The sequence below is a fragment of the Microbacterium testaceum genome (genome assembly GCF_003075375.1).
GTDB lineage: Bacteria > Actinomycetota > Actinomycetes > Actinomycetales > Microbacteriaceae > Microbacterium > Microbacterium testaceum_E.
The window spans coordinates 16,825-31,961 of record NZ_QDFT01000024.1 but is presented as its reverse complement, the minus strand read 5'-3'; the positions used below and the strand labels follow the sequence as shown (position 1 = coordinate 31,961).

Genomic DNA, 15,137 nt, shown 5'->3' with positions numbered 1-15,137 from the left:
TCGCCCGCGCGAGAATGGCCGCATGACCGTTCACCCCGACATCCTGCAGTTCTCGGCGTTCGCGGCCCAGTCCGGCGGGGGCAACCCGGCCGGGGTCGTCCTGGATGCCACCGCCCTCACCGAGGCGGACATGCAGCGCATCGCGGCAGAGCTGGGGCATCCGGAGTCGGCGTTCGTGGGTGAGCGCTCCGGCCGCCGGGTCGCCGTGCGGTACTTCTCGCCCGGCGCCGAGGTTCCGTTCTGCGGTCACGCGACGATCGCCACCGCCGTGGCGCTCGCCGAGGCCGAGGGCGAGGGCGCATTCGTGTTCGATACCGCCGCGGGCGTGGTCGCCGTCGACACGTCGCGAGACGCGACCGGTCGTGTGTCGGCGGGGTTCACCAGCGTCGAGCCGCACACGTCGGACCTGGCGCCCGAGGTCGCCGACCGCCTGCTCGGCCTACTGGGCCTGGCTCACGCCGACCTCGATCCGCGGATGCCGCTCGCCCAGTCGTTCGCGGGCAACCTGCATCCGGTGGTCGCGGTGGCCTCGCGCGAGCGGTTCGACGGCTTCTCCTTCGATCCCGCGCTCGTGCGAGCTCTGATGGACGAGCAGGGGTGGAAGGGCACGGTCACCGTGGTGCACGTCGGGGGCGAGGTGGCCGACGGGGCGGTGGTCGAGGCGCGCAACCTCTTCCCGGTCGGCGATATCACCGAAGACCCGGCGACCGGCTCCGCGGCCGCCTCCCTCGGGGCGTACCTGCGGGATCGGCTCGGGATGCCGACCCCCTTCTCGTTCACCGTGCTCCAGGGGCGGCACGTCGGACGCCCGAGCGTGCTCGCCGTCGCGGTGCCCGCAACCGGGGGGATCGTCGTCGGCGGCACGGCCGTCGCCCTCTGATCCGGATCGCGCCGGAGCCGCGGTTCCCGCACGGGTGAGAGCGATGTGCGGGCGAGCCGAGCACGCGGGCGAAACGGTCGACCGCGCGCTCCGCCGCCGTCGAGTCGTCGGCGCGCGGACCTCGCGGTCGACCACCCGGTCCCCCGACGGTCACGCCGGTCCGGCCGGCGCCGCGGTCTCGACCAGGGTGGGTCCGAAAGGGGGCACCGATGGGACGAGCAGAGGGCGACGAGCTCCGGCGGTGGTTCGCCGATCGGGGTCTGGTCGCCGAACCGATCGCCGCGTCGACGCCGGTGCTGTTCTTCGACGAGATCGAGCTGCCCTCCGTGACGCTGCGACGGGTGCGGCACACGCCGCTGGCGCTGTCGCCCTCGTCGAGTCCCGAGGGGGACCGATGGTCGACGGTGGTGCTGCAGACCGAAGGAGTCACGGACTGGGGGTGGGCGGACGACGAGCGCACCGAGACGACCCGGGCCGGGGACGCGCTGGTCCACCCCGCGTCCACCCTTCGCGTCGCGACGAGCGTCGTCGCCTCCGCCCGGATCGAGATCACCGCCCCCCATCTGCCGATCGACGGGGCGACCCGCCTGCCCACGGCCGACGACGGGCCGTCCTGGAGTGCCCTGGCCGCCGCGACGGAGGCGATCCTGGGCGATGTCGCGCGCGTACCCCCGTCCGCCCGGGAACAGCTGGGCGCGGGGATCGAGAAACTGTGCGTCGCGCTGATCGCCGCCCGCGCGCGCGACGAGTCCGGTGCGTCGTCCGGTGGTTCGCACGAGCTGTTCGCGGCCGCGATGGCGGTCATTCGAGACGAGGCCGTCCGCGCGGATTTCTCCGTGCAGCACCTGGCGACGAGCCTGGGGGTCTCGCGGCAGTACCTGGCTCGCGTCTTCGCGCGACACGGGTGCTCACCCCGGGATGCCGTGCGGCGACGTCGTTGGGAGGTGGCCGATGCGCTCCTCGCCGCGGGCTTCGCCCGGGACGAGGTGGTGGCCCGCTCCGGGTTCGCCTCGGCCCGTTCCCTGGCCCGGGTGCGTCGCGAAAGCGGTCGGGTGCCGGGCGAGGTCGAGATGCCGCCCGTCGCGCCGCGGCGATGAACCGCGCCTAGGGCTGCTCCCGCTCGGCGGCGAGACGCCACACCCGGTCACGCGAGAACGGCAGCTCGTAGCCGCGCCGTCCCAGGGCGCGCGACACCGCATTGCCGATCGCCGCGCCCACGGGGTTGTACGGCGATTCGCTCATCGACTTGGCTCCGAACGGGCCCAGGGTGTCGTCGGTCCGGGCGAAGAGCACCTCGGTGTCGGGCACGTCGGCGAACTGCGGCACCCGGTAGGTGCGGAACACCGGGTTCTTCACCACGCCGTCCTCGAGCAGCACCTCTTCGTACAGCGCTCCGCCGAGCGCCTGAGCGGCTCCGCCCTCGATCTGGCCGCGACACTGCGCGGGGTTGATCACCACGCCCGCGTCTGCGCTCTGCACCGACTGCAGCACCCGCACCGTTCCCGTCTCGGCATCCACCGCCACCCGCACCGCGTGGACGTTGAAGGCGAGCGAGCGCAGGTCGCCGAACTCCGCTCCGTCGGCCGTCAGGCCGTTTTCGTCGAGCAGCGAGGCGGGGGCCGCCGCCACGATGCGGTCCCACGAGACGACCTCGTCGCCGACAAGGACACCGGATGCCGACATCTCGGCGGTCGTGGCATCCCCTCCCGAGAGGTCGGCGGCGATCTCGGTCATGCGTCGCCGCAGCGCGACACAGGCGGCGTGCAGCGCCTTGCCGGCCACGACCGTGCCCGCCGACGCGAAGGCACCCGTGTCGTGGCGGACCGCGTCGGTGTCGGCGGCCCACAGCTCGAGACGGTCGGGAGGGGCATCCAGCACCGTCGCCGCGATCTGACGGTGCACCGTCGACGTGCCGTTGCCGAACTCGGCCGTGCCCACCCGCAGCAAGAAGGTGCCGTCCGAGCGCAGGGTGGCGGTGGTGTGGGCGATGTGCCCGCGGGGAGCCATCGTCGCGATCATCGCGGTCGCCATGCCCTCGCCGACCAGCCAGCCCGCGGGGGCATCGACCCCGTTTCCGCGGCGCAGGGCGTCCTGCGCGAGGTCGAGGCACTGATCGAGGCCGTAGCTGCCCCAGATCAGGTCTTCTTCGTACTTCTCGTCGTCGTCGGGGTGCAGGGAGTCGCCCTCGCGCACCGCGTTGAGGCGACGCAGGTCGAAGGGATCGAGATCGAGCTCCTGCGCGAGCGCGTCCATCGCGGACTCGACCGCGAACACCACCTGCCCGAGCCCGTATCCGCGGAACGCTCCCGACGGCGGGTTGTTCGTGTAGACCGCCTCGGCGTCGATCCACTTCGTCGGGACGCGGTACAGCGTCGTCGACTCGGCGCACGAGTGGAACAGCACGCCGATCGCGTGGTTGCCGTAGGCGCCGGTGTCGCTCAGCACGTCGAGCTTCATCGCGGTCAATCGGCCGTCGGCATCCGCCCCCAGGGTCGCGCGCACGCGCATGGGATGCCGGAGCGAGGCGCGGACGAACTGGTCGGTGCGCGAGAACTCGTACGCGACCGGTCGCCCCAGCCTCAGCACCGCGAGGGCGGTGAGGTCCTCGGTGAACAGCTCCTGCTTGCCGCCGAAGCCGCCGCCGACCCGCGCGGCGAGCACGCGCACGCGATCGCGCTCGAGGCCGAAGACGTGCGCGATCTCGTCGCGGGTGAGGAAGGGCACCTGCGTCGAGGAGCGGATCACGAGCCGCCCGTCGTCGTCGAGCCAGCCGACCGCCGCGTGCGTCTCGAGTGCCGCATGCGTCACACGGGACGAACGCCACTCGCCCGACACGGTGACGTGACTGGCCGCCAGCGCCTCGTCGATGTCGCCCCCGTGCCCCGTGTGGAAACCCGCCACGACGTTGCGGGTGGCATCCATCACCCGTTCTTCGGCGGTGCGATCGGGGTGCAGGAGCGGAGCGCCGGGCCCGCGGGCCTCTTCGGGATCGAACACCGCTGGCAGCACCTCGTAGTCGACCCGCACGGCGCGGCACCCGGCGTCGGCGGCCTCGGCCGACTCCGCCACCACGGCGGCGACGCGCTGGCCGATGTGACGCACGACGTCGTCGAGCATGCGCGTGTCATCGGGATCGTCGGTGCGGTGCTCGTGTCGACCGGTCGAGTACCGCACCTCGGGGACGTCCTCGTGGGTGAACACGGCGACCACGCCCGGTACGGCCAGGGCCGCCGCGGTGTCGATCGCCCGGATGCGGGCGTGCGCGTGCGGTGAGACGACCACCCGCAGCACGAGGGGAGGCCCGCCGGGCACCGGCTCGTCGAGGGTGAACGGTTCCCGACCCTGCACGATGCGGCGCGCGGCCTCGGGCACCACCGAGGCGCCGACGGTCTCGATCGACGGGGATGCCGGGGCGTCGCCGCACGCGCCCGCGCAGCCGTCGGACGCGGCGGCCTGGTCGCGGCATCCGGAACCCGTCTCGCGCACGGGACCGAGGACCGAGGCCCGGATCGCCTCGCGGATCGGGCGGTAGCCGGTGCAGCGGCAGAGGTTCCCCTTCATGCGGCGGTCGAGGTCGTCGATGTCGTCGGCGGTCAGGGTGGACGCCGTCACGCTCATGCCCGGGGTGCAGAAGCCGCACTGGAAGCCGAAGCCCGTGGCGAGGGCCTGCTGCACCGGGTGCAGGTCGTCGTCCGGAGCGAGTCCTGCGGCCGTCGTGATCGTCCGCCCCTCGAGGCGCATCGCCGGGACGATGCACGAGTGCGTCGGCGTGCCGTCGAGCAGCACCGAGCAGGCGCCGCAGTCACCCGCGTCGCAGCCCTTCTTCACCTCGACGTGGCCGGTCTGCCGCAGAAGCGTGCGCGCGCACTGGCCGGGGAGCGGCTCCGCCTCGACGGGGGAGCCGTTGACGGTGAACCTCACGCGGCGTCCTCCCGGCGATCGAGGACGAAGCCCTGGCGCAACCGCTCGGCGAGCACGACGCTCACGCCGCGGCGCCAGTCGGCGCTGCCCAGCGGGTCGGTGTAGAAGTCGCTCGCGGAGGCGATGGCATCCCGCAGCTCTCCGGCACCAGGAACGCGCGCGAAACGCAGCACGCGCGGGCGACGCACCGCGGCGGTCAGCACGAACACCGCCGACCCGTCCGGATCGACCCGCGCCGTCACCACGGCCCCCGAACGGCCCAGCTCGGCGAGCGCGATCTTCTGCAGGCCGACCCGTGCGCGCAGCGCGTTCGCGGGCACATCGAGGGCGCGGACGACCTCTCCGGGCGCGAGCGAGGTCGCGGCGTCGTCGATCACGAGGTTGGCGACGGCGACGCGGCGCTCGCCGCCGTCGGGCGTCCAGATCAGGGCCGTGGCATCCAGTGTCGAGAGCAGCGCGATCATCGCGCCCGCCGCGAAGGCCTGGCAGACGTTGCCGCCCACCGTGGCGGTGTTCCAGATCTTGAAGGATGCCAGCAGGGCGTCCGCGGCGGGACGAGCGAGCGCGAGAGAGGTCCAGGCGGACGGCGCCTCGCCCTCGACCCAGTCGAGCAGCCGCGCGATCGTGCAGGTCGCGGCGATCCGCAGACCCTCGTCGGTCACCTCGAGGTCGGGCCACTCGAGGGTGGTCAGGTCGACGAAACCCGTCGTGCCGGGCTGCGGCTCGCTCATGAGCCACGTGCCGCCCGCGATCACCACCTCTCCCGGGGCGAGGGCGAGGTCGGCGCGCGAACGGGCGGGGCGGAACGAGGTGACGGTGGTGATGTCCATGCCTCAGCCCGCCAGGATCCGGCCCGACCAACGACCGTCGGTCAGCGTGTAGTGCTGGCGCGTGCTCTGTCCCGCCGCGTCGCCGCGCCAGAACGTCACCGTCACCGGCCGCAGACGGAACCCGGCCCACCGCTCGGGCGGATCGAGCGCGGGGTGGGCGGCGTCGAACTCGGCCCACAGGTGCCGTCGCGCCTCGACGGGGAGCTCGGCGTTGTCGTTCGTGTTCACCCACGCGAGCAGCTGCAGGTACCGCGAGCGTTGCCGGTAGGCGACGGCGGCGTCGGCCGGGGCGACCCGCTCGACGATCCCGCGCACGACCAGCTGACGACCCACCTCGGGCCACGCCACCGCCATCGCCGCGACCGGGTTCGCCGTAATCTCGGCGACCTTCGCGCTCGCGGAATCGGTGTGGAAGTACAGGCCCGTGGCATCCCGGTCGCTCACGAGCACGTGCCGCAGCGACGGCAGGCCGTCCCGGCCGATCGTCGACAACGCCGCGAGGGGCCGCAGCTCGCCGTCGTGCGGGGGCAGCCACCGTGAGAGCAGGGCGAGGGGATCGTCGACGAGTGCGTCGACGTCGTCGATGTCGGAACCGAACGTGGTGCCGGCCGTGATCATGGCGACCTCCGGGGTGCTGCGGGTGGAGGCGAGCCTAGGCACCGCGCGTTTCGGCGATGTTGCCGTCATGAACATCCGCCGAAACACCGCATTCGTACACTGCCGGGCATGAGCGAGCTGCCCCTCATCGACACCTGCCCGAAGAGCATGGAGTACGGGCCCTGCGGCGGTGTCGGCTTCGACGGATCGTGCGAGGTCGACGCGGGGCACCTCTGCGCGTTCCTCCCCCGCCCGACCGTGCCGTGGACGGGTCTCGACCGCACGACCGGCGTGGCCCCGGCTGCGCGCACGGCCGCCGCCGCGCAGACCCTCGACGCCCTCGGCACCCGTCCCTGGGTGGTGGCCGATCTTCCTGTGCGGGCGTTGAGCGTGGCATCCATCGATCGGGGTGCGGCGATCCTCGCCGGAGAGGTGGATGCCGTCCTGGCCGGCGACGCGGGAAACGCGCGGGTGCAGTTCCCTCCGGCTTACCGCGCGCACCTGCTGCAGCGGCGGGGCCTGCGCGTCTGGACGGGATTGAACATGCGCGACCGTAATCGCGTGGCGATCGAGGGCGAGCTCGCGGCCCTCGCGGTCGAGGGGGTCGCCGGTGTGCACTGCGTGACCGGCGACCACACGCGCACGGGACACCGGCCGGATGCCGCGCCGGTGTTCGACCTCGATTCGACGGAGGCGACCGCCCTGGCCCGCGCCGCCGGGCACGTGGTGTCGGTGGCCGCCTCACCGGCGGCTCCGCCGGTGGATCGACGCGCGGCACGGCTGCGCGAGAAGATCCGGGCGGGAGCGGACGTGTGCTTCGTCAATCACGCCGGCGGGGCGGCGCCCGTCCGCCGGTTCGTCGACGAGGCGGGCGACGGCATCCGGTACATCCCCTGCGTGCCGGTGGTCGTCGACCACGCGTCGGCCGACCTGCTGGAGTCGTTCACGACCCTGGCGCTGCCCGAGGGCTTCGTGGAGCGCGTGCGGCGCGCGCGCGACCCGCGGGCGGAGGGGATCGCGCTCGCGGTGGAGATGGCGCAGCAGATGCTCGCGGTGCCGGGCGTCGTCGGCGTCAACCTGTCGGGCGGTCGCGAGGGCGCCGAGGAGCCGTTCGCCGAAGCTCTCGCCGAGATCGCGCGCCGGCTGCGCTGAGCGCGCGGTCGCCCGCCGGACTCGTCGAGTGTCCAGGAAACGCCGCGCGGTGTCGCGGTGGTGCGGTGTGTTTTGGACACTCGACGGGTGAGTGGGGCGCGCGAGGGCGCGGGGGACGGGGGGTAGGGGTCAGGCGGTGACCGAGGGCGCGAGCGCGGCGGCGACGGCCACCAGGTGCCCGCCCTTGCGCTCGGCGCGGGCGACGCGCGGCGGATCGGCGGCGTCGCGCTCGAGCAGGCGCCACGGGTGCGCGTCGATGTCGGCGCCGCCGGTCGCGCACGCGAGCAGGGCCAGGGGCTCGAGCACGCGCCACCGCCCACGCGGCCGCTGCATGTCGACGACGCCCGCGCGTCCGCCCGCGCGCACCGCCGCGGTCGCGCGGCGCCACGCCTCGGCGCGCTCGGGGATCACGCTCAGCGCATACGTCGAGAAGACGGCATCCGCCCCTCGCCCTCCGGCGGCGGCGCGCAGGACGGCGGGGTCGAGCGTCGCGGCGTCCGCCTCGACCAGCGTCACGGTGTCGTGCCATCCGGCGGTGGCGATCCGGCGGCGGGCGACGGAGAGCATGTCGGCGCTGCGGTCGACGCCGATCACGCGGCCGGTCGGACCGACCGCCGCGATGAGCGCGGGGAAGTTGAGGCCGGTGCCGCACCCCAGGTCGATCACGACGTCGCCCGGGCGCGGATCGAGCAGACGGATGCCGGCCTCACGGCCCGCCCGATACACCCAGCGCTCGCCCGAGAGCACGTCGTACCACCGCGCGCCGGCGCCGTATCGGCGCAGCAGTGCCGCCATCGCGCCACCCCCTTCGCTCCCACCCTAGGCTTCGACCATGACCACCGCCCCGCGCCGTCGCGCCCGCCCGCTCACCCCCGTCGAGGCCGGCCGCGCCGTATGGGACCTCGTCGTCGTGGGGGCGGGGAGCGCGGGTCTCGTGGCGGCGCGCACCGCGGCGGTGCTGGGCGCGCGGGTGCTGCTGATCGAGGCGCGAGGCTTCGGCGGGGAGTGCCTGTACACGGGGTGCGTGCCGTCGAAGGCGCTGATCGCGGCGGCCGACGCGGCGCAGGACGCGCGCGGGGCCGGGCGGCTCGGCATCCACGTCGACGAGGTGCGGGTCGACTTCGCCGCCGTGATGGCGCACGTGAAGAGGGCGATCGCCGAGATCGAACCCGTCGACTCGCCCGAGACCCTCGCCGGATCGGGCGTGTTCACGCTGCGGGGACGGGCCCGGTTCGACGGGCCCCGTTCGCTGGTGGTCGAGGGGGTCGGCATCCGCTTCCGCGACGCCGTCGTCGCCACGGGGAGTTCGCCGGTCGTCCCCGACGGCGTCGATGTGCTCACGAACGAGACGGTGTGGGACCTCGAGACCCTGCCCGAGAGCCTGCTCGTCCTGGGCGGTGGCGCGATCGGCTGCGAGCTGGCGCAGGCGTTCGCGCGTCTGGGCAGTCGCGTCACGCTCGTCCACCGCGGCGACCGGGTGCTGCCCAAAGAGGATCCCGACGCCAGCGCCCTCGTGCTCGCCGCCCTGCGGGCCGACGGCGTCGACGTGCGCCTGGGCACGACGCTCGACGAGGCCACGCGGGCGGACGGGCGCACGACCACTCGCCTCAGCGACGGCTCGACGGTGGTGGCCGAACGCGTCCTGGCCGCGCTCGGCCGGCGGGTCGACACGACGGGACTCGGACTGGATGCCGCGGGCGTCGCGCTCGACGACTCCGGCGCCATCGCGGTGGACCGCACCCTGGCAACGAGCAACCCGCGCATCCGCGCCGCGGGCGACGCCACGCCGCTGCCGCGCTTCACCCACACGGCCGGGATGTTCGGCAGCATCGCCGCCACCAACGCCGTGCTCGGACTGTCACGGCGAGCACGGCTGGACGACGTGCCGCGCGTGACCTTCACCGCGCCCGAGGTCGCGGCGGTGGGGGTGTCGTCGGCGGATGCCGCGGCCTCGGGCCTGCGCGTGGTCGAGACCCCGCACCACGACCTCGACCGCGCGATCGCCGAGGGGCGCACCGCGGGGTTCACGCGCCTCGTGGTCGACCGCCGGGGTCGGGTGGTGGGCGCCACGATCGTGGGACCGCGCGCGGGGGAGTCGCTCGGCGAACTGTCGACCGCCGTGTCGCTCGGACTCACGGTGCGGACGCTCGCCGGGGTGCTGCACGCGTACCCGACCTACTCCGACGCGGGGTGGAACGCCGCGGTGCGAGACGCGCAGGGTGCTCTGCGGCGGGGTGCGGTGGCCGCGGTGATCCGGCTGCTGCGCCGGGTACGCCGGCGTCGGCGCTGAGGCCGGGGCGCGGTTGCGCGCGTCGGCGCGGAGCCGGGCGGTCGCCGCGACGTCCGGCGGTCGGGCCGGGGCGCCGCGCGATCTCACCGCAGCAGGCGGTACCCCACGACGACCCGCTGCACGGCGCTGATCCCCACGAACACGCTCCACACCACGGCGATCCCGCCCGACCAGAACGGCAGGATCAGCCACAGCGCGTGCACGACGATCGTCTCGGTTCCCTCGGCGATGCGGCCGAGGAACGACAGCGACCGCCCGTCGTCGATGCGACGCCCGGTGCGTTCGGCGATCGACGAGAACGCCAGGAACGCCGTGCCGTTGACGTAGTAGACCACCAGCACCAGCAGGAAAGGCCACCACGCGACCCCGTAGCCGGCCGTCGCGCCCCACGCGACGCCGAGCACCCCCGTGCCGTAGGCGATGAAGTCGGCCGTGATGTCGAGGAAGCCCCCCGCCTCGCTGTCGCCGCCGTCGCCGCGCGCCCGTCGACGTCGCGCGAGCGTCCCGTCGAGGCCGTCGGCCACCCGCGACACCAGCCACAGCACGATCGCCGCAGCCCACCACTGCGCCGCCGCCGCACCGGCCGAGGCGAGCGCCAGGGCCAGGCCGGCGAGGGTGAGGCGGTCGGGGGTGACGCCCGGACGATCCAGGGCGGCGGCCATGGCATCCAGGGGACCCGAGAGGACCGCGCGCATGGTGCGGTCAAGCATCCGGCGCCTCCGCGGCGCGGCGCCGCCGGACGACCGCTGCCGCGATCAGTCCCGCCCCCAGCAGCACGCCCACGGCGGCCAGGGCGACCCAGAATGCGGGGCCGAGCTCCCACCCGAACGCCCCGAGGGCGACGTACGCGGCGGAGCCGGGCAGGATCCCGACCGCCGTGCCGATGGCGTAGTCGCGTCGGCGCACCGACGTCAGCCCCGCGCCGTAGTTGATGAGGGTGAAGGGGATGACGGGGATCAGGCGGGCGCTCAGGACGGCGAGCAGTCCGCGGCGGCCGATCGCGGCATCCAGGCGGGCCACCCGTGCCCCCGTGAAGCGTTCGACGGCCTCGCGGCCGAGCGCGCGACCGATCAGGAAGGATGCCGCGGCCCCCAGCAGCGCCCCCACGTAGACCATCGCGAACGCCACGGGGAATCCCCAGACCAGACCGGCCGCGATGCCCAGCACGTTCTTGGGCGCCGGACTCAACGTCAGCGCCGCGTACAGCAGCGTGAAGAGGATGACCCCCGGCCACCCGACCTGGCTCGACCACGAGCGGATCTGCTCGACGTCGTGCGGGACGAAGACGAAGCCAACCGTTGCGACGACGGCGACGAAGACACCGAGAAGAACGAGGCGCAGCAGGGGTCGGCGCATCGCACCGCGCGCGGGCGCGTCGGTCCGGTTCGGTTCCATCGATTCCCCTCCGCCTCCCATACCCTAAGTCCGCACGCGACCTGCGGTCGCCGGTCCCGACCGAGGAGCCTCATGACCCCCCTTCGACGCCGACGTCGTCTCACCGCCCTGACGGTGGCCGCGGCATCCACCCTTCTCGCCCTCACCGGGTGCGCCGCCCCGGCCGCCCCCGACGCCGACGAATTCGCGGACTGGGATGCCGTCCTCTCGGCCGCCCAGGGCCAGACCGTGCAGCTGTGGATGTACGGCGGCGACGACCAGGGCAACGCCTACGTCGACGACGTGCTCGCGCCGGCGGTCGCCGAGTACGGCGTGACGCTCGAGCGCGTTCCCGTGACCGACACCCGCGATGCGCTGAACCGCGTCTTCACCGAGCTGCAGGCCGGTCGCGAGGACGGCAGCGTCGACCTGGTGTGGGTGAACGGCGACAACTTCCGCACGGGCAAAGAGGCCGGCGCGTGGCGCTGCGGATGGACCGGGATGCTGCCCTCGATGGCGAACACCGGCGCGGACGACCCGCTGCTGCAGTCCGACTTCGGCACGCCCGTGGACGGGTGCGAGGCGCCCTGGCACAAGGCGCAGTTCACCCTCGCCTACAACGCCGAGGCGATCGCCGACCCGCCGACGACGCTCGCGGGCGTGCTCGACTGGGCCGCTGCCCACCCGGGCCGGTTCACCTACCCGGCGCCGCCGGACTTCACCGGCTCGGTCTTCGTGCGCGAGGCGCTCGCGAGCGTGTCCGGCGGAGCCGACCAGGTGCCGACGGCGTTCTCGCAGGACGCCTACGACGAGTTGTCGCCCGCCCTGTGGGACCGACTCGGCGCCCTCGCCCCGAACCTGTGGCGCGGCGGCGACACCTACCCCGCGAACGAGACCGAGCTCGGTCAGCTCTTCGCCGACCGTCAGGTCGACATGACCATGACTTACGGTCCGGCGACGCTCACGGGTCTCGTGGCGGACGGGACCTATCCCGCCCAGACCAAGGTGCTGACGCTCGAGGACGGCACGGTCGGCAACGCCAGCTTCCTCGGCCTCCCCGTCAACTCCGACGCCGCGGCGGGCGCGATGGTCGTCGCGAACGTGGCCCTGTCCGCTGAGCAGCAGGCCAAGAAGGCCGAGCCCGACGTGTGGGGGCAGTTCCCCGTGCTCGACCTGGACGCCCTGTCGGCTGAGGACCGCGCCCTGTTCGACGCGCTGCCGGCGTCGCCGGTCGTACCCGCGTACGACGAGCTCTCGCGCAACGCGCACGGCGAGCTCGCGGCCGAGTGGGTCCCCGCCCTCGACGACGGGTGGCGGCAGAACGTGCTCTCGCGGTGACCTGGGCGCCCGTCGCCCGACGCGCCGGTTCCGCGCGCGAGAGACGGCTCGGCGCGCTGCTGGTGCTGCCCGCCGTCGTCCTCTCGCTCGTGGTGCTCGGCGGCGGCGTCGGGGCGACGGCGCTGCAGGCGTTCGGACTGCTCCCCGTGGTGGGGCGACCCACCCCGGGGGTGGAGGCGTTCACCGCGAGGCCGGGTGAGCTGTTCGCCGCGATCGGCGTCTCGCTCGGCGTCGCCGCGGTCGCCACGACGCTCGCCGTCGTCATCGGGACCACCGCGGCGGTCGTGATCGTGTCGCGCACGCGCAGCAGCCGGGTCGTGGCGGCCCTGGGCACGCTCACCGTGACCATTCCGCACCTCATCGCCGCCGCCACCGTGGGTCTTCTGCTCTCGGATGCCGGGGTTCTCCCGCGTCTTCTGGGCATGGCTCCCGAGGCGTGGGCGCCGTGGGTCGGCGGCCCCCTCTGGGGTGCCGCGATCGTGGAGCTGGCGTGGAAGGAGTCCGCGTTCATCGCCCTCATCGTCACCGGCACGCTCGCGACCCGCATCCAGACCTACGACGAGACGGCCGCGCTGCTGGGCGCCGGTCGCATGCAGCGGTTCCGGCACGTGCTGCTGCCGCTCACGGCGCCCACGATCCTCATCGGCGCCGCGATCAGCTTCGTCTACGCGCTCGGGTCGTACGAGGTGTTGTGGCTGCTCGGCCGCACGTCCCCCGAGCCCCTCCCCGTGCTCGCCGTGCGGCTGTTCCAGGGCGTCTCGCTCGACTCCCGCCCCGAGGCGGCCGCCGTGGCGCTGGTGACGTGCGTTCTCGCCCTCGGTGCGGTGGCGCTCACCTTCGGCGCGCTGCGGCGGACGGCGGCCTGGCGATGACCGCCCTCGACGGCCCCCTCACCCGCTCCCGCGGAGCCGGCAAAGCGCTGCGGCGGCTGCTCGCCGTCGCCCTCGCGGTGTGGTTCGCGCTGCCGTTGCTGCCCCTGCTGCTGTGGTCGTTCGCCGACCGCTGGAGCTTTCCCTCCGTGCTCCCCACGGCCTTCGGCCTGCGCTCGCTCGATCAGGCGGTCGCGTTCGGGGCCCTGCCCGCGTTGGGGCGTTCGCTGGTGCTGAGCGTGGTCGTCGCCGTGGCGGCGACGTTGATCGGCGCCCTCGCGGCCCGTGCGCTGACCTTCGGCGCCGTCCCCGGCGCCCGCCTGGTGTCGGTGCTGCTGCTCGCACCGATCGCCCTGCCACCCTTCGCCGCGGTCCTCGGCGTCAACGTCGTGCTGCTGCGCGCGCACGTGCCCGCGGTCATCGGCGTCGCCCTGGTGCTGACGGTCATGGCGCTGCCCTATACCGCGTTCGTCATGCGCACCGCGTACGGCGCCTACGACCGCTCCTACGAAGAAGAGGCGCGACTGCTCGGCGCCGGGCGCCTGCAGGTGCTGCGGCGCGTCCAGCTGCCGATGATCGCCCCCGCCCTCGCGCGAGCGGCGTTCCTGGCGTTCCTCGTCGCGTGGAGCGACTACATCGTCACCCTCATCGTCGGCGGCGGAGAGGTCGTCACCCTGCCGCTCGTCGTCGCCTCGGCCGCCGCGGGACTGGGCAACGACGCTGCGGTCGCTCTCATGTCGCTCTCGGCGGTCGCCCCGCCCGTCCTGCTGCTCGTCGGCGTGCTGGCCTTCGGCCGCCGCCGCCCCCGTTCGTCGAAAGAGGTGAGCGCGTGAGCGCCGACCTGGTCCTCTCGGGACTGACCAAGACCTTCTCGGCTTCGCCGACCGCCGCCCTCGACGACCTGACCCTCGCGGTCGCCGCCGGAACCTGCACCGCGGTGCTCGGGCCCAGCGGATCGGGCAAGTCGACGCTGCTGCGCGTGATCGCCGGACTCGAGACCCCGGATCGCGGCACCGTGTCGATCGCCGGCCGCGACGTCGCCTCCGTCCCCGCCGAACGCCGCGGTGTCGGCATGGTGTTCCAGCGGTCGCTGCTCTTCCCCCACCTGAGCGTGCGCGACAACGTCGCCTTCTCGGATCGCGTGGCCGGGATGCCGCGCGCCCGTGCCCGCGAGCGCGCCGAGCGCTACCTCGACACCGTGCGACTGTCCGGGTACGGCTCGCGTCGCGTCGGCGAACTGTCGGGTGGGCAGGAGCAGCGCGTCGCGATCGCCCGCGCCCTGGCCGCCGAACCCGCCGTGCTGCTGCTGGACGAGCCGTTCAGCGCCCTCGACCCGGCCCTGCGCGCCGACATGCACGATCTGCTCGAGGCGGTGCGCGCCGACCTCGCCCCCACCATCCTGCTCGTGACGCACGACCGCGACGAGGCCGCCCGCGTGGCCGATCGCATCGCCCTCGTCGAGCACGGCCGGCTGTTGCACGAGGGCACCGTCGCCGACGCCTACCGACGACCGGGCAGCCTGCGCGCCGCCGAGCTCATGGGCGGGCGCAACGCCGTCCCGGGCGAGGTGGTGGGCGGCATCCATCGCAGTGCCCTCGGCGCGGTGGCCGCGACCGGCGTCGCCGACGGACCCGCCACCCTCGTCTTTCGGCAAGAAGATGTGCGGGTGGGGGAGGGGACGGATGCCGGCTCCCTCCGCATCGCCGGCACGGTCCGGTCGCGCCGGTTGGTGGGCGCGCGCAGCGAGATCACCGTCGACGCGGGCGCACTCGAGGTGCACGCCGAGGTCGCGTCGGTGTCGGCGTTGCGACCGGGCGACGAGGTGGCGCTCTCGGTGCCGGAGGCCCTTGCGCACGTGGTCGTGGGCTGAGGGACGTTCCCGCCGC

General features: G+C 74.0%; 14 protein-coding genes. 8 read left to right on the top strand and 6 right to left on the bottom strand.

The genetic code is table 11. The features are described 5' to 3' along the window. Positions 1-22: 22 nt before the first annotated feature. Together DC432_RS10515 and DC432_RS10510 are read left to right on the top strand one after the other, a co-directional pair. A complete protein-coding gene (locus tag DC432_RS10515) occupies positions 23-880 on the top strand; it encodes a PhzF family phenazine biosynthesis protein (protein WP_116537858.1) in 858 nt (285 codons plus the stop codon). A 209-nt stretch (positions 881-1,089) separates the two neighbouring features. Next, positions 1,090-1,977 (top strand): helix-turn-helix domain-containing protein, encoded by an 888-nt coding sequence (locus DC432_RS10510; RefSeq protein ID WP_116537857.1) that lies wholly within the window; start codon positions 1,090-1,092, stop codon positions 1,975-1,977. Positions 1,978-1,984: 7 nt separating this feature from the next. Here DC432_RS10510 and DC432_RS10505 read toward each other — a convergent pair whose 3' ends face one another. Genes DC432_RS10505 through DC432_RS10495 form a run of 3 tightly spaced genes read right to left on the bottom strand, consistent with a single transcriptional unit; the run spans position 1,985 to position 6,249 of the window. Further along, the gene (locus DC432_RS10505) at positions 1,985-4,801 is read right to left on the bottom strand and encodes a molybdopterin-dependent oxidoreductase (protein ID WP_116537856.1); all 2,817 of its coding nucleotides are present in this window, start codon (positions 4,799-4,801) and stop codon (positions 1,985-1,987) included. Further along, positions 4,798-5,631, bottom strand: a complete 834-nt coding sequence (locus DC432_RS10500) for an FAD binding domain-containing protein (protein ID WP_116537855.1) — start codon at positions 5,629-5,631, stop codon at positions 4,798-4,800. Before DC432_RS10500 ends, DC432_RS10505 begins: the two co-directional genes overlap by 4 nt. Positions 5,632-5,634: 3 nt before the next feature. Beyond that, complete coding sequence (locus tag DC432_RS10495) at positions 5,635-6,249, bottom strand: pyridoxine/pyridoxamine 5'-phosphate oxidase (protein ID WP_116537854.1); 615 nt, start codon at positions 6,247-6,249, stop codon at positions 5,635-5,637. Positions 6,250-6,357: 108 nt separating this feature from the next. Here DC432_RS10495 and DC432_RS10490 point away from each other — a divergent pair, with 108 nt between their 5' ends. Further along, positions 6,358-7,380 (top strand): methylenetetrahydrofolate reductase C-terminal domain-containing protein, encoded by a 1,023-nt coding sequence (locus tag DC432_RS10490; protein ID WP_116537853.1) that lies wholly within the window; start codon positions 6,358-6,360, stop codon positions 7,378-7,380. A gap of 129 nt (positions 7,381-7,509) precedes the next feature. Here the strand turns inward: DC432_RS10490 and DC432_RS10485 are convergent, their stop codons facing one another. After that, complete coding sequence (locus DC432_RS10485; protein WP_116537852.1) at positions 7,510-8,175, bottom strand: methyltransferase domain-containing protein; 666 nt, start codon at positions 8,173-8,175, stop codon at positions 7,510-7,512. A gap of 37 nt (positions 8,176-8,212) precedes the next feature. On the opposite strand from DC432_RS10485, the gene DC432_RS10480 reads away from it, so the two are divergent. Beyond that, positions 8,213-9,670, top strand: coding sequence for a dihydrolipoyl dehydrogenase family protein (locus DC432_RS10480; RefSeq protein WP_116537851.1), 1,458 nt, complete (start codon positions 8,213-8,215; stop codon positions 9,668-9,670). A gap of 83 nt (positions 9,671-9,753) precedes the next feature. Here the strand turns inward: DC432_RS10480 and DC432_RS10475 are convergent, their stop codons facing one another. Both DC432_RS10475 and DC432_RS10470 read right to left on the bottom strand, forming a co-directional pair. After that, positions 9,754-10,380 (bottom strand): CDP-alcohol phosphatidyltransferase family protein, encoded by a 627-nt coding sequence (locus DC432_RS10475; protein WP_116537850.1) that lies wholly within the window; start codon positions 10,378-10,380, stop codon positions 9,754-9,756. Further along, positions 10,373-11,065: a TVP38/TMEM64 family protein gene (locus DC432_RS10470; protein WP_165801245.1), complete on the bottom strand. Its 693-nt coding sequence runs from the start codon at positions 11,063-11,065 to the stop codon at positions 10,373-10,375. The genes DC432_RS10475 and DC432_RS10470 overlap by 8 nt, the downstream gene beginning before the upstream one ends. A 72-nt stretch (positions 11,066-11,137) precedes the next feature. On the opposite strand from DC432_RS10470, the gene DC432_RS10465 reads away from it, so the two are divergent. From DC432_RS10465 to DC432_RS10450, 4 genes are read left to right on the top strand one after another with little or no spacing between them, the layout of a single operon-like run. Further along, positions 11,138-12,382, top strand: a complete 1,245-nt coding sequence (locus tag DC432_RS10465) for an ABC transporter substrate-binding protein (protein WP_116537849.1) — start codon at positions 11,138-11,140, stop codon at positions 12,380-12,382. Beyond that, positions 12,379-13,254, top strand: a complete 876-nt coding sequence (locus DC432_RS10460; RefSeq protein ID WP_243393096.1) for an ABC transporter permease subunit — start codon at positions 12,379-12,381, stop codon at positions 13,252-13,254. The genes DC432_RS10465 and DC432_RS10460 overlap by 4 nt, the downstream gene beginning before the upstream one ends. Then, positions 13,251-14,084 (top strand): ABC transporter permease, encoded by an 834-nt coding sequence (locus tag DC432_RS10455; RefSeq protein ID WP_116537848.1) that lies wholly within the window; start codon positions 13,251-13,253, stop codon positions 14,082-14,084. Before DC432_RS10460 ends, DC432_RS10455 begins: the two co-directional genes overlap by 4 nt. Further along, a complete protein-coding gene (locus DC432_RS10450) occupies positions 14,081-15,121 on the top strand; it encodes an ABC transporter ATP-binding protein (RefSeq protein ID WP_116537847.1) in 1,041 nt (346 codons plus the stop codon). Before DC432_RS10455 ends, DC432_RS10450 begins: the two co-directional genes overlap by 4 nt. The last annotated feature ends 16 nt before the right edge of the window (positions 15,122-15,137 follow it).

Coding starts and splice junctions, on each gene's coding strand:
- DC432_RS10500 (WP_116537855.1), bottom strand. CDS start 5,631: ATGGACATCACCACCGTCACCTCGTTCCGCCCCGCCCGTTCGCGCGCC.
- DC432_RS10470 (WP_165801245.1), bottom strand. CDS start 11,065: ATGGAACCGAACCGGACCGACGCGCCCGCGCGCGGTGCGATGCGCCGA.
- DC432_RS10455 (WP_116537848.1), top strand. CDS start 13,251: ATGACCGCCCTCGACGGCCCCCTCACCCGCTCCCGCGGAGCCGGCAAA.
- DC432_RS10515 (WP_116537858.1), top strand. CDS start 23: ATGACCGTTCACCCCGACATCCTGCAGTTCTCGGCGTTCGCGGCCCAG.
- DC432_RS10510 (WP_116537857.1), top strand. CDS start 1,090: ATGGGACGAGCAGAGGGCGACGAGCTCCGGCGGTGGTTCGCCGATCGG.
- DC432_RS10490 (WP_116537853.1), top strand. CDS start 6,358: ATGAGCGAGCTGCCCCTCATCGACACCTGCCCGAAGAGCATGGAGTAC.
- DC432_RS10485 (WP_116537852.1), bottom strand. CDS start 8,175: ATGGCGGCACTGCTGCGCCGATACGGCGCCGGCGCGCGGTGGTACGAC.
- DC432_RS10465 (WP_116537849.1), top strand. CDS start 11,138: ATGACCCCCCTTCGACGCCGACGTCGTCTCACCGCCCTGACGGTGGCC.
- DC432_RS10495 (WP_116537854.1), bottom strand. CDS start 6,249: ATGATCACGGCCGGCACCACGTTCGGTTCCGACATCGACGACGTCGAC.
- DC432_RS10480 (WP_116537851.1), top strand. CDS start 8,213: ATGACCACCGCCCCGCGCCGTCGCGCCCGCCCGCTCACCCCCGTCGAG.
- DC432_RS10475 (WP_116537850.1), bottom strand. CDS start 10,380: ATGCTTGACCGCACCATGCGCGCGGTCCTCTCGGGTCCCCTGGATGCC.